21 protein-coding genes are annotated in these 20,787 nt (G+C 60.9%); 5 read left to right on the top strand and 16 right to left on the bottom strand.

The window, feature by feature from the left end; translation table 11 throughout:
* Nucleotides 1-19: 19 nt before the first annotated feature.
* From ACIOMR_RS18815 to ACIOMR_RS18805, 3 genes are all read right to left on the bottom strand, one after another.
* Complete coding sequence (locus ACIOMR_RS18815; RefSeq protein ID WP_177117599.1) at nucleotides 20-211, bottom strand: hypothetical protein; 192 nt, start codon at nucleotides 209-211, stop codon at nucleotides 20-22.
* 542 nt (nucleotides 212-753) lie between these two features.
* On the bottom strand, nucleotides 754-3,819 hold the full coding sequence (locus ACIOMR_RS18810; RefSeq protein ID WP_134325827.1) for an efflux RND transporter permease subunit: 3,066 nt from the start codon (nucleotides 3,817-3,819) through the stop codon (nucleotides 754-756).
* A gap of 6 nt (nucleotides 3,820-3,825) precedes the next feature.
* Complete coding sequence (locus tag ACIOMR_RS18805) at nucleotides 3,826-4,926, bottom strand: efflux RND transporter periplasmic adaptor subunit (RefSeq protein WP_401195742.1); 1,101 nt, start codon at nucleotides 4,924-4,926, stop codon at nucleotides 3,826-3,828.
* Nucleotides 4,927-5,018: 92 nt separating this feature from the next.
* Between ACIOMR_RS18805 and ACIOMR_RS18800 the strand changes: the two genes are divergently transcribed.
* Complete coding sequence (locus tag ACIOMR_RS18800; protein WP_003219360.1) at nucleotides 5,019-5,657, top strand: TetR/AcrR family transcriptional regulator; 639 nt, start codon at nucleotides 5,019-5,021, stop codon at nucleotides 5,655-5,657.
* Between the two features lie 796 nt (nucleotides 5,658-6,453).
* Here the strand turns inward: ACIOMR_RS18800 and ACIOMR_RS18795 are convergent.
* Complete coding sequence (locus ACIOMR_RS18795; RefSeq protein WP_003219204.1) at nucleotides 6,454-7,236, bottom strand: class I SAM-dependent methyltransferase; 783 nt, start codon at nucleotides 7,234-7,236, stop codon at nucleotides 6,454-6,456.
* A 95-nt stretch (nucleotides 7,237-7,331) separates the two neighbouring features.
* Here ACIOMR_RS18795 and ACIOMR_RS18790 point away from each other — a divergent pair, with 95 nt between their 5' ends.
* Nucleotides 7,332-7,952, top strand: coding sequence for a hypothetical protein (locus ACIOMR_RS18790; RefSeq protein WP_032898688.1), 621 nt, complete (start codon nucleotides 7,332-7,334; stop codon nucleotides 7,950-7,952).
* Nucleotides 7,953-7,955: 3 nt separating this feature from the next.
* Here the strand turns inward: ACIOMR_RS18790 and ACIOMR_RS18785 are convergent, their stop codons facing one another.
* The 7 genes from ACIOMR_RS18785 to ppc all read right to left on the bottom strand — a co-directional run bounded on the left by ACIOMR_RS18785 (nucleotide 7,956) and on the right by ppc (nucleotide 15,182).
* Nucleotides 7,956-8,654 (bottom strand): extensin family protein, encoded by a 699-nt coding sequence (locus tag ACIOMR_RS18785; RefSeq protein ID WP_087695213.1) that lies wholly within the window; start codon nucleotides 8,652-8,654, stop codon nucleotides 7,956-7,958.
* Between the two features lie 3 nt (nucleotides 8,655-8,657).
* Nucleotides 8,658-9,485: an oxaloacetate decarboxylase gene (locus ACIOMR_RS18780; protein WP_008431093.1), complete on the bottom strand. Its 828-nt coding sequence runs from the start codon at nucleotides 9,483-9,485 to the stop codon at nucleotides 8,658-8,660.
* Between the two features lie 27 nt (nucleotides 9,486-9,512).
* Nucleotides 9,513-10,373 (bottom strand): DUF72 domain-containing protein, encoded by an 861-nt coding sequence (locus tag ACIOMR_RS18775; RefSeq protein WP_003219211.1) that lies wholly within the window; start codon nucleotides 10,371-10,373, stop codon nucleotides 9,513-9,515.
* Complete coding sequence (locus ACIOMR_RS18770; RefSeq protein WP_003219213.1) at nucleotides 10,373-10,684, bottom strand: hypothetical protein; 312 nt, start codon at nucleotides 10,682-10,684, stop codon at nucleotides 10,373-10,375. The genes ACIOMR_RS18775 and ACIOMR_RS18770 overlap by 1 nt, the downstream gene beginning before the upstream one ends.
* A 160-nt stretch (nucleotides 10,685-10,844) precedes the next feature.
* The gene (tsaB, locus tag ACIOMR_RS18765; RefSeq protein WP_003219215.1) at nucleotides 10,845-11,531 is read right to left on the bottom strand and encodes a tRNA (adenosine(37)-N6)-threonylcarbamoyltransferase complex dimerization subunit type 1 TsaB; all 687 of its coding nucleotides are present in this window, start codon (nucleotides 11,529-11,531) and stop codon (nucleotides 10,845-10,847) included.
* Between the two features lie 89 nt (nucleotides 11,532-11,620).
* Nucleotides 11,621-12,268, bottom strand: coding sequence for an adenylate kinase (gene adk / locus ACIOMR_RS18760; protein WP_401195735.1), 648 nt, complete (start codon nucleotides 12,266-12,268; stop codon nucleotides 11,621-11,623).
* A 268-nt stretch (nucleotides 12,269-12,536) separates the two neighbouring features.
* Nucleotides 12,537-15,182, bottom strand: coding sequence for a phosphoenolpyruvate carboxylase (gene ppc, locus ACIOMR_RS18755; protein WP_401195732.1), 2,646 nt, complete (start codon nucleotides 15,180-15,182; stop codon nucleotides 12,537-12,539).
* A 187-nt stretch (nucleotides 15,183-15,369) separates the two neighbouring features.
* Here ppc and ACIOMR_RS18750 point away from each other — a divergent pair, with 187 nt between their 5' ends.
* The 3 genes from ACIOMR_RS18750 (at nucleotide 15,370) to ACIOMR_RS18740 (ending at nucleotide 17,268) form a co-directional block, all read left to right on the top strand.
* Nucleotides 15,370-15,714, top strand: a complete 345-nt coding sequence (locus ACIOMR_RS18750; protein ID WP_003219222.1) for a hypothetical protein — start codon at nucleotides 15,370-15,372, stop codon at nucleotides 15,712-15,714.
* Nucleotides 15,715-15,998: 284 nt separating this feature from the next.
* Entirely contained in the window at nucleotides 15,999-16,427 is a 429-nt protein-coding gene (locus ACIOMR_RS18745) for a DUF4398 domain-containing protein (RefSeq protein ID WP_003219226.1), read from the top strand.
* Between the two features lie 55 nt (nucleotides 16,428-16,482).
* Complete coding sequence (locus ACIOMR_RS18740; protein ID WP_003219227.1) at nucleotides 16,483-17,268, top strand: OmpA family protein; 786 nt, start codon at nucleotides 16,483-16,485, stop codon at nucleotides 17,266-17,268.
* Nucleotides 17,269-17,296: 28 nt separating this feature from the next.
* On the opposite strand, the gene ACIOMR_RS18735 is transcribed toward ACIOMR_RS18740, so the two are convergent.
* The 5 genes from ACIOMR_RS18735 to ACIOMR_RS18715 all read right to left on the bottom strand — a co-directional run bounded on the left by ACIOMR_RS18735 (nucleotide 17,297) and on the right by ACIOMR_RS18715 (nucleotide 20,785).
* A complete protein-coding gene (locus tag ACIOMR_RS18735) occupies nucleotides 17,297-17,530 on the bottom strand; it encodes a hypothetical protein (RefSeq protein ID WP_401195728.1) in 234 nt (77 codons plus the stop codon).
* A 209-nt stretch (nucleotides 17,531-17,739) separates the two neighbouring features.
* Nucleotides 17,740-17,994, bottom strand: coding sequence for a FlxA-like family protein (locus ACIOMR_RS18730; protein WP_003219231.1), 255 nt, complete (start codon nucleotides 17,992-17,994; stop codon nucleotides 17,740-17,742).
* Between the two features lie 112 nt (nucleotides 17,995-18,106).
* Nucleotides 18,107-18,433, bottom strand: coding sequence for a hypothetical protein (locus tag ACIOMR_RS18725; protein WP_003219233.1), 327 nt, complete (start codon nucleotides 18,431-18,433; stop codon nucleotides 18,107-18,109).
* On the bottom strand, nucleotides 18,430-19,335 hold the full coding sequence (locus ACIOMR_RS18720) for an alpha/beta hydrolase (protein ID WP_023659124.1): 906 nt from the start codon (nucleotides 19,333-19,335) through the stop codon (nucleotides 18,430-18,432). Before ACIOMR_RS18720 ends, ACIOMR_RS18725 begins: the two co-directional genes overlap by 4 nt.
* A gap of 172 nt (nucleotides 19,336-19,507) precedes the next feature.
* A complete protein-coding gene (locus tag ACIOMR_RS18715; RefSeq protein WP_003219237.1) occupies nucleotides 19,508-20,785 on the bottom strand; it encodes a flavohemoglobin expression-modulating QEGLA motif protein in 1,278 nt (425 codons plus the stop codon).
* Nucleotides 20,786-20,787: the final 2 nt, after the last annotated feature.

Genomic DNA, 20,787 nt, shown 5'->3' with positions numbered 1-20,787 from the left:
ACTATTCAGGGCGTTTTTTTTAATAGCGGCACTTGCAAGGCAAATCACTACCCACGGCATTGCTGTTGCTGATGTTGGTGGTGTTGTTTTCGGTTTTGATATTAATGTTGATCTCGGGCTGGCCATTGCCATTGGACCGACCGGAATTCGGCCCTATTCCAAATACAGCCCCCAACAGGTGCAGTGGTGAAACCAGTACTGGAAAAATCATACACACTCCTCGATATCTATGGTCAAAAGCCCCCTCTGAGTGGCAAGGCAGCCCGAGTGGTTCCCGGGCTGCCTCGAGTCAGCGGCTATCGATGGATCGGAAAGAGTGCCGATGACCTCTGGTAGGGTTGGTGGGCCTCATGCACCGGCGCCTGGTGATACGGCTTGGGCCGCGCAGGCAGGACAGGCCCCGTTGGTCGGGAGTGATGGCCGTGGTTGAAACCGGGCCGTCCATGGCCGGGCTTGTGCGGTCGCGCTGTATCAGCTTCTTTATTGGAACCAGGCAACAGATTGCCCAGCAGTGACCCCAGGAAAGCACCTTTGAAAGCTGCCAGGGCAGACAAAATAAACATATGACACTCCATGAACTCATTGTTGTTCATCGGGACCGCAGGCTTGCGGCCCCGACAACGACGTCTGTCAATCAGACAATTCTGAGTGGAGCACCACGGGCAAACGTTCCGTCGCCCAGGGTCGCAGTTTGCGTCTATGTGTGAATGACCAGAGGCATTTCCTTACAGGACACCCCTGCCACTCGCAGCCTTACACCGCCTCCTTGCGGACCCGAAACCACGCCGCATACAGCGCGGGCAGGAACAACAGGGTCAATGCCGTCGCAACAATCAAGCCGCCCATGATCGCCACGGCCATCGGCCCGAAGAACACGCTGCGGGACAGCGGGATCATCGCCAGTACGGCCGCCAGCGCCGTCAGCACAATCGGCCGGAAGCGCCGCACGGTCGCCTCGATAATCGCCTGCCAGGGAGCCAGGCCGGCCTTGATGTCCTGCTCGATCTGGTCCACCAGGATCACCGAGTTACGCATGATCATCCCCGACAGCGCGATGGTCCCCAGCATCGCCACGAACCCAAAGGGCTGGCGGAATACCAGCAGGAACAGTGTCACCCCGATCAGGCCCAAGGGCGCCGTGAGAAACACCATCGCGGTGCGGGAGAAGCTGCGCAATTGCAGCATCAGCAAGGTCAGCACCACCACGATAAACAGCGGCACACCGGCCTTGACCGAGTTCTGCCCACGGGCGGAATCCTCGACCGTGCCGCCAACTTCCAGCAGGTAGCCGTCCGGCAGTTCAGCACGCACACCTTCGAGGGTCGGCAGGATCTGCTGCACCAGGGTGGCCGGTTGTTCCTTGCCGTAGATATCGGCGCGAACGGTCACGGTCGGCAGGCGATTACGGTGCCAGATGATGCCTTCCTCAAAGCCGTATTCCAGGGTCGCGATCTGCGACAGCGCCACGCTCTTGCCGTTGTCGGTCGGCACCGCCAGGCTTGGCAGCAGCGACAGCTCGGTGCGCTCATGCACCGTGCCGCGCAGCAGGATTTCGATCAACTCGTTGTCCTCGCGGTACTGGCTGACGCTGGAGCCCGTGAGGGAACTCTGGAGGAATTTCGACAGGTTGGCGGTGCTCACGCCGAGGGCACGGGCGCGGTCCTGGTCAACGTTGAGGTAGACGATCTTGCTCGGTTCTTCCCAGTCCAGGTGCACGTTGACCACGTGGGTATTTTCGCGAACCTTGGCCGCCACTTTCCGCGCCAGGGCCCGGACTTCTTCGATGTGCTCGCCCGTTACCCGGAACTGCACGGGGTAGCCAACCGGCGGGCCGTTTTCAAGCCGCGTAACCCGCGAACGCAGGTCCGGGAATTGTTCGTTGAGGGTTTCGATCAGCCAGGTGCGCAAGCTTTCGCGCTCCTCGATGGTCTTGGCCAACACCACAAACTGGGCAAAGCTGGCGGCCGGCAGTTGCTGGTCCAGCGGCAGGTAGAAACGTGGCGAACCGGTACCGACATAGGCCACATAGTTTTCAATACCTGCATGTTCCTTGAGCAAGGCTTCAAGGCGTTTGACCTGGTCAGCCGTATTGCTCAGGGACGCGCCTTCAGCCAGTTTCAGGTCGACCATCAGTTCCAGTCGCCCGGAAGCCGGGAAGAACTGCTGGGGCACAAAGCGGAACAGCGCCACCGAGCCGATAAACAGCAGCAAGGTCAGGACGATCACCGTCTTGCGCCGACGCACGCACCATTCCACCAGGCGTCTTACGCGCTGATAGAAGGGTGTGCCGTAGGGATCCGGCCCGTCGGTGCCATGCTTGGCCGCATGAATCTTCGCCAGGTCCGGCAGGAGTTTTTCCCCCAGGTACGGCACGAACATCACGGCGGCGACCCACGAGGCCAGCAGCGCAATGGTCACCACCTGGAAGATCGAGCGGGTGTATTCACCGGTGCTCGATTGCGCCGTGGCAATCGGCAGGAAACCCGCGGCCGTGATCAGGGTGCCGGTGAGCATCGGGAAGGCTGTGCTGGTCCAGGCGAAACTGGCGGCCTTGAGCCGGTCGTACCCTTGCTCCATTTTGATCGCCATCATTTCCACGGCGATGATCGCATCGTCCACCAGCAACCCCAACGCCAGCACCAGCGCGCCAAGGGAGATTTTGTGCAGGCCGATGCCGAGGTAATACATGGTGGCAAACGTCATGGCCAACACCAGCGGAATCGCCAGGGCGACCACCATGCCGGTGCGCACGCCCAGAGAGAAAAAGCTCACCAGCAACACAATCGCCAGGGCCTCGGCGAGCACCTGGACGAATTCGCCGACACTGGTTTTTACCGCTGCCGGCTGGTCCGACACCTTGCGCAGTTCCATACCGGCAGGAAGGTTCTTCTGCAGGCGTGCGAATTCGCCTTCCAGGGCCTTGCCCAGCACCAGGATGTCGCCACCATCACGCATGGCCACGGCCAGCCCGATGGCGTCGGCGCCCATGTAGCGCATGCGCGGTGCCGGTGGATCGTTGAAGCCACGATGAATCTCGGCCACGTCACCGATACGGAACGTACGATCACCGACGCGGATCGGGAAGTCGCGAATCTCCTTAACGGTCTTGAAGTTGCCGGACACCCTTAACTGCACGCGCTCGCTCGGGGTTTCAAAGAAGCCGGCGGTGGACACCGCATTCTGTTCCTGCAACGCCTGCTGCACGGCCGCCAGCGGCAGGCCGAGGGTGGCGAGCTTGAGGTTGGACAGCTCGATCCAGATCTTCTCGTCCTGCAAGCCCAGCAGTTCGACCTTGCCGACATCCGGCACCCGTTGCAGCTGAATCTGGATGCGGTCGGCGTAGTCCTTGAGCACGGCGTAGTCAAAGCCATCGCCGGTCAGGGCGTAGATATTGCCGAAGGTGGTACCGAATTCATCGTTGAAAAACGGGCCCTGGATATCCGGTGGCAGGGTCTGGCGAATATCGCTGATTTTCTTGCGCACCTGGTACCAGAGGTCCGGGATCTCTGCGGAGTGCATCGAGTCCCGGGCCATGAAGGTGACCTGGGATTCACCGGGCCGCGAGAAGGAGACGATGCGCTCGTAGTCGCCGGTCTCCATCAATTTCTTTTCAATACGCTCGGTGACCTGGCGCGACACTTCCTGGGCCGTAGCGCCTGGCCAGTTGGTCTTGATCACCATGGCCTTGAAGGTAAACGGCGGGTCTTCGCTTTGTCCCAGCTTGGTGTAGGACAAGGTGCCGACCACTGCCAGCAGGATCATCAGGAAAAGTACGATCTGGCGATTACGCAACGCCCATTCGGAAAGATTGAAACCCATCGGGGACTACTCCTTGGCCGCCAGACTTACCACTCGATTGGCGCGATCCACCGGGCGCACTTGCTGGCCCTCATGGAGTACATGCACACCGGCGGCGATCACCCAATCAGTGGGGTTCAAGCCTTCCAGCACCGGCACGGTTTTCTCGCCAAAGGCGCCGATCCGCACCGGTGTGCGCTTGAGGGTATTGTCGGGCTGCACCACCCAGACGTAGGACGCGCCGTTCTCCGCGCTCAGGGCAGACAGCGGCACCGCCAGGGGAATCACCCCGTCAGCCTGGATGAAGACGCGAGCGCTCTGCCCCAGTTCCGCAGGCACTTTGCCGCCGGTAAACGCGACGCGGGCGGCGAAGGTTCGCGACTTTGGATCGGCAGCCGGCGACAGTTCGCGGATGCGGCCGTTGAAGCGTTGGTCGGGCTGGCTCCACAGTTCCACGGACACCGGCTGGCCAATCTTGAAACGCCCGAAGCTTTGCTCCGGCAGGCTGATCAACACCTCCCGCTCGCCATCGGTGGCCAGGGTGAATACGGTCTGGCCGGCCGACACCACCTGGCCGACTTCCACTGCACGCTTGGCGACCACGCCATCCTGGGGTGCGCGCAACACGGCGTAACCGGCCTGGTTATTGGCCACGTCGAATTCGGCCTTGATCTGCTTGAGGCGTGCTTCACCGGAGCGGTAGAGGTTTTCGGAGTTGTCGTACTGGGAGCGGCTGACCATCTGACGGTCCATCAGGGTCTTGTAGCGGTCACGCTCGGCGCGTACCAGGCTCAGGTTGGCGTCGGCAGCGGCGACCTGGGCGCGGGTGGCTTCCAGTTGCAGGCGTACGTCCTGAGGGTCGAGTTCGGCCAGGGGCTGGTTGGCCTTGACGCGCTCGCCCTCCTCCACCAGTCGTCGGCTGACTTTGCCGCCAATGCGAAAGGCCAGGTCGGGTTCATAGCGTGCATGCACCTCGCCCGGGTAGCTGTCGGAAGCCTGCGCCGAAGGCTCTGGCTGAACCACCATGGCCGGGCGGACGGTGGTTTGCGCCGCTTCTTCATGGCCACAGGCAGCCAACAGGAATAACAAGCTGGCAGGCAAAGCGAGTGGCAGGAAATAGCTGCGCATGCTGAAGGACCTTTCGCTAATGGTGCTAGGACTAATTATACTGGCCAGTATGTTATTAATACCAAACTCACCAGTCCAGTAATAAAGTGAAAATGTCCGACAATCCTGTGAACACCAATAGCCCCGGGCGTCCCAAGGACATGGCAAAACGCCAGGCGATTCTTGATGCGGCGAAGATCCTGTTTTTGAGTAATGGGTATGCCAGTACCAGCATGGATGCCGTGGCAGTGGAGGCCGGGGTGTCGAAGCTGACGGTGTACAGCCATTTCACCGACAAGGAGACGCTGTTCTCGGCGGCGGTGGTTGCCAAGTGCGAAGAGCAGTTACCGGTGATGTATTTCGAGCTGCCCGAGGGTATGCCGGTGGAGAAGGTGCTGCTCAATATCGCCCGCGGGTTTCATGTGCTGATCAATAGCGAGGAGTCGGTGAACCTGCATCGGTTGATGATGACTTCCGGGAGTCAGGATCCGAAGTTGTCGCAGATCTTTTTCGAGGCTGGGCCGATGCGTATGTTGCAGGGGATGGAGCGGCTGCTCGGTAAGATCGACCAGAGTGGCGCATTGCGTATTGCCAAGCCGTTCACCGCGGCGGAGCATTTTTTTTGCTTGCTCAAGGGGACGGCGAATTTTTGTTTGTTGTATGGGTGCGGGGGGCAACTGAGCGCTGAGGCGGCCGAGGAGCATGTGCAGGAGGTTGTGGGGCTGTTTATGCGGGCTTATCGGGCTTTTTGAACTGAGTACATATCCGTTATTTAGGTAACGGCCACTTAGGGTTCCGCTCTTACAGCGGCTCACTTTTGAACAGCGCAAAAGTAAGCAAAACGCTCTTGCCCCACCACTCGGCACCTCGCCTAGGCTCGGTGTGCCCTCACTCCGGCTTTGGACCGTGGGCCGCCGTCATGGGCCATCCTTGGCCCAGGACGGCTAACCTGGCGTCCTGCCAGGTTACCCACGCTCCAAAGCCTGCGTTCGGCCAGCGTGGTTTAACGGGGCGCCTAAGATCAAGATCAAAAGCAGATCAAAAGCACAGCGGCCTCCCGGCCGGCTTGAGTGTTAAAAGCAAAAGCAAATACCAGAGCGAAAACAGCTCTGCTTTTCTGTGGGAGCGGGCTTGCTCGCGAAAAACCAGAGGACGCCGCTTTGAATCAGGATACCCACGTCATCGTTAACGACCTTCGCGAGCAAGCCCGCTCCCACATTTGGACCGTGCCCGCTTTAGCTTTTGATTTTGCTTTTAACACTCAAGCCGGCCGGGAGGCCGCTGTGCTCTGCTTTTGATCTGCTTTTGATTTTGATCTGCGGGCCCCGCCCCGTCAACCACGATGGCCGCAAGTAGGCACGGTGGAGCGGCCCGCGGAACCAGGCCGGAGTGCGGGCATGCCGAGCCTAAGCGAGGCACCGAGTGGTGGGAAAGACCTTTTGGTTACTTTTGGCTGGGCCGGCATTCCGGGCGTTTGCCAAAAGTGACCCGCTGTAAGAGCGGAACCCTAAGTGGCCGTTACCTAAATAACGGATATGTACTCAACCCTCAGGACTTCAGCGCCTTCTTAGGATAAATGTCATACCGACTGGACTTCCCATCCAACGCATGACTCGGCTTAACCCCCTCAATACAAGGCGCCTTACGCGGCCGCTTGACCACCACCCGATGACTGGCCAAAGCCAACGCCGCCGCCAACAACGCCGGCGCATCCGGATCATCCCCCACCAGCGGCCGAAACAACCTCATCTCCTTCTTCACCAACGCCGTCTTCTCCCGATGCGGAAACATCGGATCCAGATAAATCACCTGAGGCGGCTCCCCCTCCCAATCGCGCATCACCTCAATGGAGTTGCCCTTGAGCAACCTCATCCGCGCCACAATCGGCGCCACCTCAAAATCCTCTGCACCTCGCGCCAAGCCATCTTCCAGCAACGCCCCAATCAACGGCTGGCGTTCAATCAGGCTCATCTCGCAACCCAGGCTGGCCAACACAAATGCATCCTTTCCCAACCCCGCGGTAGCATCCAGCACCCTGGGCCGCACGCCCTGCGCCACACCCACCGCCTTGGCAATCATTTGCCCGCTGCCGCCGCCATACAGACGCCGGTGCGCCGCCCCACCCTCCACAAAATCCACCCGCACCGGCCCCGGCGCCTCAGGCCCCAGCTGTTGCAACTGCAGCCCCTGCTCCCCCACCTGCAAGGCAAAGTCCGCCTCATCCAGTTGCAAAGGCAACCCCAGCTGCTCGGCCCAGTGCTGCGCACGCGCCTGAAAGCCTTCGGCCAAGGCCTCGACCCGAATGCGGCTGGCCGCTGGTTGTTCGCTCATCGGTGACTACGCTCAAAAATATTAAGGATCGGCAAAAAGCGGCCGATAAAAAAAGGATCCGGCATTTTGCCAGAGCTGAGCGACGATCGAGAGAAATGTCAGACATTCCTTCGCTATTCACCGGTGTACTGCCGACCCACAACCACTTCGGCCTGCGCAATACCCAAGCGCTGGCCGGCGTCAGTCATGTGTGGCAGGACTTCTTCGCCCAGGCGTTGGCCGAACAGCTCGGCGACACGCCGGGCGCGCTCGCCAAGTCGGTGGCGAAACCTGTGGACCCGGCGGTAGAACCCAGCGAAGGCAGTGACCTGCTGTCGCAGATCGTCACCCAGCGCGCCTGTGATGTGACAGACACCGAGATCGCCCCGCCCGAGCCGCTGTTCCTGCCCATCGCCGAATTCGAACTGGAACTGCTGCCACCGGCCCCGCCACCGTACCCGGCGGAAGAAGTGGTCGCCCAGCAAAAGCAGCAAAACTTCGAAAGCGCCTGGGTGCGCCCGATCGTCCTGACCGCCGGCCAACCGCTGCCCGAACCGGGTCCGGCGCCGCAACCACGCCCGCTGCATTTGCCGATCGCCGAATTCGAACTGGACCTGCTGCCACCACCACCGCCACCGTTCCCGGCAGAAGAGCTGGTTGAGCAACAGAAAGCCCTGGATTTCGACAGCCGCTGGGCGCGTCCGCTGATCCTGCACAACCTGCGCCTGGCCGCCTGACCCTCAGCGACACACCCACCACCGACCCATGTCCAGATGAAAGTGATTACGGTGGGCGGCGTTGTAATCCGGGCTCAACACCACATTGAAATCCTTGCAGGCGCCGTCGCGCACTTGCCGCAGGAAGCGCGCACGCTCGCCGTCACCCGGCCAATCCTTGAGCACACTGATGGTGCGCCCGTCCGCCAGGCGAAACCCGGCGATATCCAACGCATTGGCCGACGCATGCTGGCTGAGTCGCCCGTTGGCGCGGTTGTAGATATTGCGACAGGCAAAGCTGCCCAGGTGATCGACCCGCGTCACTGCCTGGCCAAACACCGCCTGGGCCGCTGGTTGCAGGCTATGGCGCTCGAACAGGGCGAACGCCACGGCCAGCGGGCAACTGGCGAGAAAGCTGCTGCTCAAGCCGACATCAGCGCCTTGAACCCGCAATGTATTGCGCAGCGGGCAAGCCGCGTCGGCAGGGCTGTCCGCCTGATGGGCGACCCGCAGCCCGGAGGTCTTCAGCACTTGGTCACATAGGGCAGGATCATCCTGCAAACGCCCAAGCTTGAATCGGGTCAGCAGGTTCGGGCTTGCCCGCACGTCCAGCGGCGCCCACGGGTTCCACTCATCGGGCAGCGGCACCCAGCCCCGCCACACGCCAACCAACACACCACCTGCCAACACCAGCAGCACGCCCAGCACCTTGAAGAAACGCACGCCTCAGCCCTTGAACAGTTGATTGGCCTGGTTGAACGGCATCGAGCGCTCAGTGAAGGTAAACGTGCCCAACTCATGAACCTCCTGGGCCGCCCTGAAGAACTCGCCATAAGCCGCCAGGGCCATGGCCGAGCCGACGCTGATGCGCTTGACGCCCATCTCGCTCAACTGCGCCACGCTGAGTTTCAGGGCGCCTGACATCAAGATATTCACGGGCTTGGGTGCAACCGCCTTCACCACCGCCAATACTTCCTCGGCACTGCGCAGGGCCGGTGCATAGAGCACGTCGGCGCCAGCTTCGGCGTAGGCCTGCAGGCGGCGAATGGTGTCGGGCAAATCCAGCCGGCCATGCAGGAGGTTTTCTGCGCGGGCGGTCAGGGTGAAGGGGAATGGCAAACTGCGGGCAGCGGCGACTGCGGCTTCGACGCGCTCCACGGAAAGGTCAAAGGGATAGATCGGGTCGACGGCAATTCCGGTGGCGTCTTCGATGGAGCCACCGACAATCCCAGTCGCTGCCGCCCGCAGGATAGTCTCGGCGCAGCCTTCAGGGGTGTCACTGAAGCAGTTTTCCAGGTCGGCGGCGACGGGCAGCGAGGTCGCCTGGACGATCGCCCCGGCATTGCCCAAGGTGTCTTCCAGGGACAACGCACCTTCGGCATCCGGGCGGCCGAGGCTGAAGGCAAAGCCGGCGCTGGTGGTGGCCAGGGCTTCAAACCCCAGGCTGGCGAGCATTTTTGCGGAGCCGGCATCCCATGGATTGGGCATCACGAACGCGCGGTCACGCTCGTGCAGGGCCTTGAAGGTTTCGGCGCGAAGGGTTTGGGCATCCATGACTGACTCCTATCGGGAAAAGGAGCCTTAGAGTAACCCCAGTTGCTCCGCTGCGGGTTCTCGATGCAGGGTGGGCAATGCCGGCAAGCCGGGCAAGCGCAGCATCAATTTCTCATGAAAGCGCAAGGCCAGTTGGGCGGCCAGGCGGTTGTCGGAAGTGTGAAGAAACACGTAGGGCGTACGCCCCTCTTCGATCCAGCCGGCGACCTTTTCAATCCAGGGCACCAGGAACGGATCATTGGCTTCCAACTCCGGATGGCCAATAAAGCGCACTTGCGGAAACTGCGTCAGCGCCGCCGGGCGAGGCGGCACCTTGGGCTTTTTCGATTGGGCGTGCAGCACGGCTGCCGAGGTGGAGGTGCAACTGAACAACGCACGCGGGTCCAGGCAGATGCGCTCGACACCGCGGTCGCGCAGCAAGCGGTTGAGACTGCGCTCGGCGTCGCCCTTGGCGAAAAATTCCGAGTGACGCACCTCCACCGCCAACGGTCGCTCCAGCCCGTCGATAAACCCGGCCAACTCACCCAGGCGCTGCGGGGTAAAACTGGCCGGCAGCTGCAGCCACAACGGCGAAATACGCTCGCCCAACGGGCTCATCAACCCCAGGAAACTTTCCGCCGCCGGCAACTGCTCGATCAGGTTGCCGCTGTGGCTGATATCCCCCGGAAACTTGGCCGTGAAGCGAAAATGCTCGGGCATGATTTCAGCCCAGCGCTGCACGGTAGCGACGGAAGGACGGGCGTAGAACGTGGTGTTGCCCTCGACGGCGTTGAAGACCTGGGAATACAGGGCAAGGTAATCGCTGGAGCGGGCGTCGGCGGGATACAGGTATTCGCGCCAGGCGTTTTCACTCCAGGACGGACAACCGAGGTAGTAAGGCAACAGCATCAGATATGGATATCGAGGCCCAGCACTTCCATATCCCATTCGACAAAGCCGGCAGTGGTCAGGTAGCTGGCCAGAGCATTGGCGACGTTTTTGCTCATGGAGCGCGGGAAGATCATGTCTTGCTGGCGGGCAGGAACGCCACTGGTACGTGCACCGCCGGAACCCTGGGAACGGGTTGAAACAGCAGTGTTGTCAGACTGGATTTCAACAAAGTCGGGCGAGTCTTCGACGGAGTCGTCTACCGTCACGTTCGCCTTGCGAGGCTTGCGCTTGAGGGGGTAGGACTGTGATGAAAAGCCGTCTATGCGCATACATGCGAACTCGGTATCGGTGATGGCATTTTAGTGGCGCTTTCCATGGCGCGCAAATGCTCTGGTGATAACTAGAACACATAATTGGTAAAAGGTTTAAAAGCGCGGGCAAATTCTGACGATTGGCTATTTTTGTCTGAAATTGCCCGCACTTTTGACGTCAAATAATCCCGCGTTCAGCCTTGGTCTGCGCCACTTTATCCCGCAGGTACACGGGCGCCGCCTGGTCCGCCGGAATCGCCTCGCCTCGCTCCCAGGCAAAGCGTGCCAGGGCCAGCAGGTCTTCGGCGTGGGGCAGCATTCCGGCATCCTGGCCGGCAAGCGTCACGCCAATGCGCTCGCCGTAGCCCCAGCCGGTGCCGGCACCGAACCAGTCGCCGCTGGCATCAGCCGGCAAGGCCGCCGTTTCAGGCGACAGCACAGCTTCAGCCCCCACCAGGCGCATCTCGCCAGCGGTTTCGCGGTAGCAGCCCCAATACACTTCATCCATGCGCGCATCGATGGCCGCCGCGACCTGGTTGGCGCCATGTTCGCGAAATGCCCGCTGCGCCAGCACCGCCAGGTTGGACACCGGCAACACCGGACGCTCCAGCGCAAACGCCAACCCCTGGACCACACCGATAGCGATGCGCACGCCGGTGAACGCGCCCGGGCCGCGCCCGAATGCGATGGCGTCCACTGCCGACAAGGTGGTGCCCGCGTCCAGCAGCAATTGCTTGATCATCGGCAACAGCTTCTGCGCGTGCAGGCGCGGGATCACCTCGTAGTGGCTCGTAACCTTGCCATCGTGCAGCAGGGCAACGGAGCAAGCTTCAGTCGCGGTGTCCAGGGCCAGCAAGGTGCTCATCGGTGTATGCATCCACGTTGAAAAAAAGTGCGTCAGTATAAACAACAACGGCCCGCAAGCGGGCCGTTGTCAATCAAGCGGATGAACGATCAGATCAGCGCTTCCAGTACTTTGCCAGTGATGGCTTCAACCGAACCCACACCTTCGATGTGGCTGTACTTCGGCTTGCCCTGGGCGGCCGAGAGTTTCTGGTAGAAGTCCACCAGCGGCTTGGTCTGGGAATGGTAGACCGACAGGCGATGACGCACGGTCTCTTCGGTGTCGTCCTTACGCTGTACCAGGTCTTCGCCGGTAACATCGTCCTTGCCCGCGACTTTCGGCGGGTTGTAGACGATGTGGTAGACGCGGCCCGAGGCCTCGTGAACACGACGACCGGCAATACGCTGCACGATCTCTTCGTCTTCAACGGCGATTTCCACCACGTTGTCCAGCTCGACGCCGGCCTTCACCAGGGCTTCAGCCTGGGGAATGGTGCGCGGGAAGCCGTCGAACAGGAAACCGTTCTTGCAGTCTTCCTGGCTGATGCGTTCCTTGACCAGGTTGATGATCAGGTCATCGGAGACCAGGCCGCCGCTGTCCATCACGCTCTTGGCGATCAGGCCCAGCACGGTGCCGGCTTTGACGGCCGCACGCAGCATGTCGCCGGTGGAGATTTGTGGAATGCCGAATTTTTCAGTGATGAACTTTGCCTGAGTACCTTTACCGGCCCCGGGAGCTCCCAGCAGAATGACGCGCATCGATGTGCTCCTCAATTTTTTATAGAGATGACGCTCGGATTCGCCGCGTGGGGCCAATCTCGGAAATTTTGGGTCCAGGCCGCACAAACGGCCAAAGGCTGATCAAGATACACAGCAGGCCCAAACCACACAAGCCGCCGAAAGTAGGAGAAACCCGCGCCGCGCTGGCTTTATAGGCAGGTACAACCCTGACAGCAAAACGCCGGTCGCCAATTTTACGGCGACCGGCGCGGGGTATCTGCAAGCTATTGAGAACACGCCATAAATGTCAGCCGGTGTTGCGCAAACCAGCGGCAATACCGGCCACAGACACCAGCAGCGCCTGTTCCAGAGGGCTGTCCTGTGCCGCTTCCTGTTGTCGCGATCGGGCCAGCAATTCGGCCTGCAGCAGGTGCAACGGGTCCAGGTAGGTGTTGCGCAGGCGGATGAACTCAAGCGTATGGGGGCTGTGGGCCAGCAGCTGAGACTGGCCAGTCAGGCCAAGCACCACACTGCACGCCTGCGACAATAGGTCGCGTAAGTGCGCGCCCAATGGCAGCAGATCGGGCTGCACCAATCGCTCGTCATACAGCCGGGCGATATCGGCGTCGGCCTTGGCCAGCACCATTTCCAGCATATCGATGCGGGTACGAAAGAACGGCCACTGCTCGCGCATCTGCCCCAGCAACTCGCCTTCGCCACGCTTCAGGGCATTGTTCAACGCCGCTTCCCAGCCGAGCCAGGCCGGCAGCATCAGGCGGGTCTGGGTCCAGCCGAAGATCCACGGGATCGCCCGCAGGCTTTCAATGCCACCAGCCCGGCGCTTGGCCGGACGACTGCCCAGGGGCAAGCGACCCAGTTCCTGCTCCGGCGTGGACTGGCGGAAATACTCGACGAACTGCGGATTTTCCCGCACCACGGCGCGGTAAGCGCTGACACCGTCGGCGGCCAATTCGTCCATCAAGTGGCGCCAGGCCGGCTCCGGTGGTGGCGGTGGCAGCAAGGTTGCCTCCAGCACCGCCGCCAGGTACAGGTTGAGATTCTGCTCGGCGATGTCCGGCAGGCCGAACTTGAAGCGGATCATCTCGCCCTGCTCAGTGGTGCGGAAACGCCCCGCCACCGACCCAGGAGGCTGCGACAGAATCGCCGCGTGAGCCGGGCCGCCGCCGCGGCCTACAGTGCCGCCACGACCGTGGAACAGCAGCAGTTCGACTTGTTGTTCGCGGCAGATTTCCACCAGCCGTTCCTGGGCCCGGTATTGCGCCCAGGCGGCGGCGGTAGTGCCCGCGTCCTTGGCCGAATCCGAGTAGCCGATCATCACTTCCTGCGGGCCCTGCAGGCGGGCGCGATAACCCGGCAACAGCAGCAGTTTCTCGATCACCGGGCCTGCGTTGTCCAGGTCAGCCAGGGTCTCGAACAACGGCACCACACGCATCGGCCGTTGTACGCCGGACTCCTTGAGCAGCAGTTGCACGGCCAACACGTCCGACGCGGCGCCGGCCATGGAGATGACGTAGGAACCCAGGGACGCAGCCGGTGCGGCAGCGATTTCCTTACAGGTGTTCAGCACTTCGGCGGTGTCTGCCGAAGGCTTGAAGTAGCCCGGCAACAAGGGTCGACGGTTGGCCAGTTCCTTCATCAGGAAGCTGATGCGCGCCTCTTCGTCCCAATCCTCGTACCGGCCAAGGCCCAGGTAGTCGGTGATTTCGGTCATGGCCGCGCAGTGGCGGGTGGAATCCTGGCGTACGTCGAGGCGCACCAGGAACAGCCCGAACGTGACCGCCCGACGCAAGCAATCCAGCAGGGGGCCGTCGGCAATCACGCCCATGCCGCAGCTATGCAGCGACTCGTAGCACAGTTGCAAAGGCTCGAGCAGGTCGCGGTTGTTTTGCAGCACATCGGCGGGCGCCGGCGTGGTGCTGGTCAACGAGGTGTGGGCCCATTGGCGTGTGGCGCGCAGCCGCTCACGCAATTGCTTGAGCAACGCCCGGTAAGGTTCGACGCTGTCACCCACCTTGGCCTGCAATGCCGGGCTGGCCTGTTGCATCGACAGTTCGGAGGCGAGGTGGTCGATGTCGCGCAAGTACAGGTCAGCCGCCATCCAGCGCGCCAGCAACAGCACTTCGCGGGTGACCGGGGCGGTGACGTTGGGGTTGCCGTCGCGGTCGCCGCCCATCCAGGAAGCGAAGCGAATCGGCGCGGCCTCCAGAGGCAGGCGCAGGCCGGTAGCCGCGTGCAAGGCGTGATCGGCCTTGCGCAAATAATTCGGGATGGCGTGCCACAACGAATGCTCGATCACCGCAAAGCCCCACTTGGCTTCGTCTACCGGCGTGGGCCGGGTGCGGCGGATTTCTTCGGTGTGCCAGGCTTCGGCGATCAGGCGTTGCAGGCGATTGCGGATCTGCTCGCGCTCGGCGGTGGTGAGGTCGCGGTGATCCTGCAGGGCCAGTTGTGCGGCGATGGCGTCGTATTTCTGGATCAGGGTGCGGCGGGCGACTTCGGTGGGGTGAGCGGTGAGCACCAGTTCGATTTCCAGCCGGCCCAACTGGCGCGCCAGGGATTCGCTGCTGTGGCCTTCACTCTGCAAGCGTGCCAGCAGTTCCGGCAGTACCCGTGACTCAAACGGCGCCGGGGTTGATTCATCGCGGCGGTGGATCAACTGGTACTGCTCGGCGATGTTGGCCAGGTTGAGAAACTGGTTGAAGGCCCGCGCCACCGGCAGCAGTTCGTCTTCCTTGAGTTGATTGAGGCTGGCACTCAGCTCTTCGCCGGCCACCTGCTCCGAGGCTGCGCCACGGCGGTCGGCCTTGGCGCCTTTACGGATCTGCTCGATCTTGTCGAGGAATTCATCGCCGTACTGTTCTCGAATCGTGTTGCCCAACAGTTCACCCAGCAGGTGAACATCCTCACGCAAACGTGCATCGATATCGCTCATCAGCCAATCTCCAGCAGAAAATCCGGGACGCTTTGATCTTCAAGAGTGCCGCCCACGGCGACGTCTTACAAGGAACTTTAAACCTTGTGAGTTGCAGCTAGTCTCAACAGTAAGCCGCAGCGTTATCCGCGCTGGCCGGCTGGTCACTCATCATCGCCCGCGTACCGTGGGCTCCATTGAGGTTGCCATGAAAATCCGAGAACTGGCCCAGCATTGGGAAGAAAACGCCAAGGGTCGCCTGACCAAAACCGAATACGCCATCCATCTGGACGTGGAAGCCGCCGCCAGGCTGGCGGCGATCTCCGAGATGTACCCCAAACGCCATACCGAAGAACTGCTCGGCGAGTTGATTGGCGCAGCTCTCGAAGAGCTGGAAGCGAGCTTTCCCTACATCAAGGGCAAGCAGGTGATTGCGACCGATGAGGAAGGCGATCCGCTGTATGAGGATGTCGGCCCAACCCCACGGTTTCTCAGCCTGTCACGGCGTTACCTGCACGATTTGTCAGCTCAGTCCGACAAGCAGAAACACTAGTAAACCTGCGCCTCGAACCCCTTAACCTCCCGTATTCAGGGCCTCCCACAGGCCCTGGATACCGCTGCGCCATGCAAAAGTTCCAACTTTTAAACACTGACCGTTCAGTCAAATATTTTTTTAGGCAAATCGCCATCTTCGCTGAACTATTCAAAAAAGCTTCCGGTCACAGCCAGTAAGCCATCACTTGGAACAGCCGTTTGAATAGGCGTCCTGAGCTAACCGCCGGGCCCCGCAGACACTGCAAGCCGGAGATGGATTTGATGTTTTTCAGGAGTTACCTAATGGAGTTGAAGACGATGAAGACCAGCACTGCCAAAACCTCGTTTAACCACCTGCGCGGGCTTAAATTGGCCGCGCTGGCAATCGGCACCAGCTTCGTACTGGCTGGCTGCGCCGGCAACCCGCCGACCGAGCAATACGCTGTTACCCAATCTGCGGTGAACAGCGCTGTCAGCGCCGGCGGTACCGAGTTCGCAGCCGTGGAGATGAAGTCTGCCCAGGACAAACTGAAGCAAGCTGAAATCGCCATGCACGACAAGAACTACGACGAAGCCCGTCGCCTGGCCGAACAGTCCGAGTGGGACGCTCGCGTAGCAGAGCGTAAAGCCCAGGCTGCCAAGGCCGAACAGGCTGTGAAGGATTCCCAGAAAGCTGTTCAGGAGCTGCGTCAGGAAGGCATGCGCCCGGCTGTGATCCAGCCGCAACAGTAAGCCGCCGCCCCTGATTGCATTGCACCCGAAACCGAATTGAAAGGACGACACGACTATGCGTAAACAATTGATGATCCCTGCCCTGCTGGCGATGAGCGTTGCTCTGGCGGCTTGCTCCACCCCGCCGAACCAGAACCTGGAAAATGCTCGGACCAACTTCTCGGCCCTGCAAGCCAACCCGCAAGCTACCAAGGTAGCGGCGCTGGAAACCAAAGACGCCAGCGACTGGCTGGACAAGGCTGACAAGGCCTACCGCGACAAGGAAGACCAGAAGAAGGTCGACCAACTGGCCTACCTGACCAACCAGCGCGTTGAAGTGGCCAAGGACACCATCGTCCTGCGTGAGTCCGAAGCCAAGCTGAAAAACGCCGGTGACGAACGTGCCCGCGCCCTGCTGCAGGCCCGTGACGCGCAGATCAAGCAACTGCAGGACAGCTTGAACGCCAAGCAGACTGATCGCGGCACACTGGTGACCTTTGGTGACGTGCTGTTCGCCACCAACAAGTCGGACCTCAAGTCCAGCGGCCTGGTGAACATCACCAAGCTGGCGCAGTTCCTGCGCGATAACCCGGACCGTAAAGTGATCGTCGAAGGCTACACCGACAGCACCGGTTCCGACTCGTACAACCAGAGCCTGTCCGAGCGCCGCGCCGCTTCCGTACAGCGCGCACTGGCCAACCAGGGTGTGGATATCTCGCGCATCGTGACCCAGGGCTATGGCAAGGAATACCCGGTTGCCGATAACGGCAGCGTTTCGGGCCGCGCCATGAACCGCCGCGTTGAAGTGACCATCTCCAACGACAACCAGCCGGTCAAGCCACGTTCTTCGATGGCCAACTGATCGATTGATGCTGGAAAAAAAACCCACGTTACTGTGGGTTTTTTTTCGGGTCGTCGAACCGGACAGGTCGGTTGGGATCCTCGGCTGGTAGCTCTATCTTCCCGCCGTAGCCATGTTCCGACAGCTTGTCGAGCAATTGCTTGAGCTTATGATCCTCGGCGTCGAGCATTTCCAGCTTCTCGTGCCCCCTGAGCATGTTCACCATGTTGCTTATTGCAGCAATATCTATCGCCACCTTCTCGCCCCAACTCGTGTAAATCACATCGCTTCTGTGGTGCGTTACGCAATACGGTTCCAGATATTTCCATCATCAACTACGACTGCACCGGAGGGCCCAGCCCGCACACCACGCCGCCCGCTCCGTCGCTGCATGATCGTTTGAGGCCGCATGAAAAATCCCGCCAAATGGCGGGATTCTTTTATTTGCAGGCCAGGAATCAAGAGGTCCCAGTGCGCTTCAAGAGCATCGGGTCAGTAGCTTACTGGCGCCGAGTTATCCTGCTCCGGAGCCGCCTGCCCTTTGAGTTGGGCCAGCTCCGCCTCGAGCCTCTTGAGCCTTTCCTCAAGGCTTTCTTCGCCCTGCGCGCCCTGTGCACCACCGCCTCCTTGGGCGATCTGGTTCTTCAACTTCTGAATCTCTTGTTCCAATTGCTGAAGTCGCGAATCACCTCCCCCCGCACCGGCAGTGAATGGGGAAGACGAGTTATTTACGCGAGGAATGTCCATTCAAGTGACTCCAAATTAAGTATCCGAGATAACCGATCCAGCGCTGCTGGCCAGTACGGAATCTGTGGCAATCCACTTAAAATGGTTCCAGACCTTTCCCACTTGACTCGCGCTACTGCTCCAATTGCGGCGTTTCCTGCCCCATGCAACGCACTGCCTGCTTCTTGCTGTTGACCAGTACGCCGGTCAGCCCTTTCTGTTCGGTATCAAACAGCACCAGCACGCCATCAACGCATTGCGCCACCTGGGCGGCCGGGGTCAGGGAGATTTTGTAGTCCTCGCCCGGCACGGTCTTGAGCATGGTGAAGTCGCTGAGCAGCAACGCATCCTCGGGCTTGGCGAAGTGCAAATAGCCGTAGTACCACAGGCAGCCAACGGTACCGATGATGGTGCCGATGCCGGTGAGGATCAGGGGGATCATGTTGCGTTCTTCGCTCATTGCGGGTTCTCTGCGTTGGAGTTCGGGGCCGCCGGGTAATTGGGGATTTCCCCCAGGCGGCGCAGCCCGTTGAAATGCTGGGGGTCGTCCAGGTAGCGCAGCATCACGGTTTGCCAGGTCTTGTCGGCAAAGGTTTGCACGTGGCCACCCCGGGTCAGTTGCAGCACCCGCGGTGGCGGCGCAGCCTGATACAGGCGAATGCCGTTGGAGAGCGGCACGATCGGGTCGTCCAGGCTATGGAACAACAATTTCGGCACGCCGGTCAGCCGGGGCATGGCGTTGATCGCACTGTCGCCGTCCGGCACCAGCCACGACAACGGCACCTGGAACGGCCATGTTAGCCAGGAGGTGCTGAGGGCGAATTGTCCTACGTCACGATAACTGGCCGGCACACCGTCCAGTACCAGCGCCTTGAGCTGCGGCTGACGTTCGGGATGTTCCGCCAGGTAGTGCACCACTAGCGCGCCGCCCAGGCTTTGGCCGAGCACGATCAACGGCTGGCCCTGGGTTTCGGGGGCGCTGTCGATCCACTTGAAGGCAGCGTCGATGTCCTGGTAAACCGCCGGCAGCGAAGGTTCGCCTTCGGACAGCCCGTAGCCGCGATAGTCCACCAACAGCACTTGATAGCCCTGCTCCGGCAGCCACCAGCTGCCGCCGAGGTGCCAGGCGAGATTGCCGCCATTGCCGTGCAGGTGCAGCACCGTGCCCTTGAGCGGCACGCCGGCCTTGGCCGGCAGCCACCAGGCGTGGAGCTTCAGACCATCGGCGGTGGTCAATGTGACGTCACGGTATTGCAGGCGAGCCTTTTCCGGGGTGAACGGCATGCCGCGCTCCGGATAGAACAATAAGGAGCTGCAGCCGTTAAGGGTCAGTAGCAGGCAAAGAATGCCGAGGATTCTCATCCGTTGAAGCCTCGTGAATGGGTTGGGAACGATCCTGAAGACCTATGGAGATCAAGGTGGGAGCGGGCTTGCTCGCGAATGCGGTGATTCAGTAACCACATCTGTTGCTGATACACCGCATTCGCGAGCAAGCCCGCTCCCACATTTTGACTGAGTTCCTTCAGAGATATCGTTAAAGGATATTGGAGTAATCCGCCTCGATCCGGTCCAGGCTCAAATGGTTGAGGAAGTTGGAGAAACACATCCACGCCGCCAACGCATTCATGTCGCGGAACTGATCCGGCAGGTATTTGGGTGGCACCACCAGGCCTTCGTCCACCAGTTGGCGCAGGGTACGCATGTCTTCCAGGGTGGTCTTGCCGCAGAACAACAACGGCACTTGCTCCAGCTTGCCTTTGCGCACGGCCAACTGAATGTAGTTGTAAACCATGATAAAGCCCTTGAGGTAGGACAAATCCTTGGTAAACGGCAGACCCGTAGGCGTCGACCCACGGAAAACCCGGCTCGCGTTGCCGTAGCTTTCCGCCATCTCAAAGCCCTGCTCACGGAAGAACTCGAACACCTGCAGGAAGTCGGCTCCCTGCTCCACCATATGAATGGCGCGAGTGCGGTTGGTCAGCTTGCGCAGACGGCTGGGGTAGGAGGCGAAGGTGATGATTTCCATCAGGATCGCCAGGCCTTCCTGGGTCACGGTCGACGAGGGCGGGCCCTTGGACAGGAAGGTGCAGATCGGCTGGTTTTGCCCATTGAGGGTGGTGCCCACGTGCACCAGGCCTTCATGGACCTCCAGGGCGCGCACGTCGCGGTCGTTGAACATCGCGTCGGCGCGGATCTTGATGTAGTCGGCACCTGCCGCCGCATCCGCCACGATACCGTCGGACTCGAACACCCGGATGGTTTCCTCGGCCTCGCCGAATACCTTGTTCAGGCGGCTCTGCAGCAGGTTGACGGCGTCCTTGGCGGTCAGGGTCTTGGCTTCGTCCTTGAGGTCGCCACGGCCATCGATATTGTTCAGGTAGTCCGACATCATCAGGCCGAGGTCGGCCAGGGTCGGGTCACCGGCATGGAACGCATCGGAAGCGGCACCGTACAGCTCCTGGGAGATCAGGCCGAAATCCTCGGTGCCCCGCGCTTCGAGCATGCGCACCACCATGCGGTACTCCTTGCACATGCGCCGCATGATCTGCCCGACCGGGTTGAACTGGCCAAGCTGGCGGGTGATGTCACGCTCGATGTTCTGGAACTCGAGCTTCACCGCGCTGGAATCGAACGACAGCGGCCGGGTCAGGTAGTAGTCGCGGTCCACCGCCGGCATTTCCTTGCCCTTGGCCTTGAGGAATCCCTGGCGAATATTCTCGTCCCACTTCACGGCGTCGAGGACGCGAATCGGTGTTTGCGCCAGCACAATGCGATCGGACAAGGCGCGTATCGTCTGCTGGTAATCGTCCACCC

The sequence above is a fragment of the Pseudomonas sp. NPDC087814 genome, assembly GCF_044742865.1.
Classification (GTDB): Bacteria; Pseudomonadota; Gammaproteobacteria; order Pseudomonadales; family Pseudomonadaceae; genus Aquipseudomonas.
This window is presented reverse-complemented; position numbering and strand designations above follow the sequence as displayed.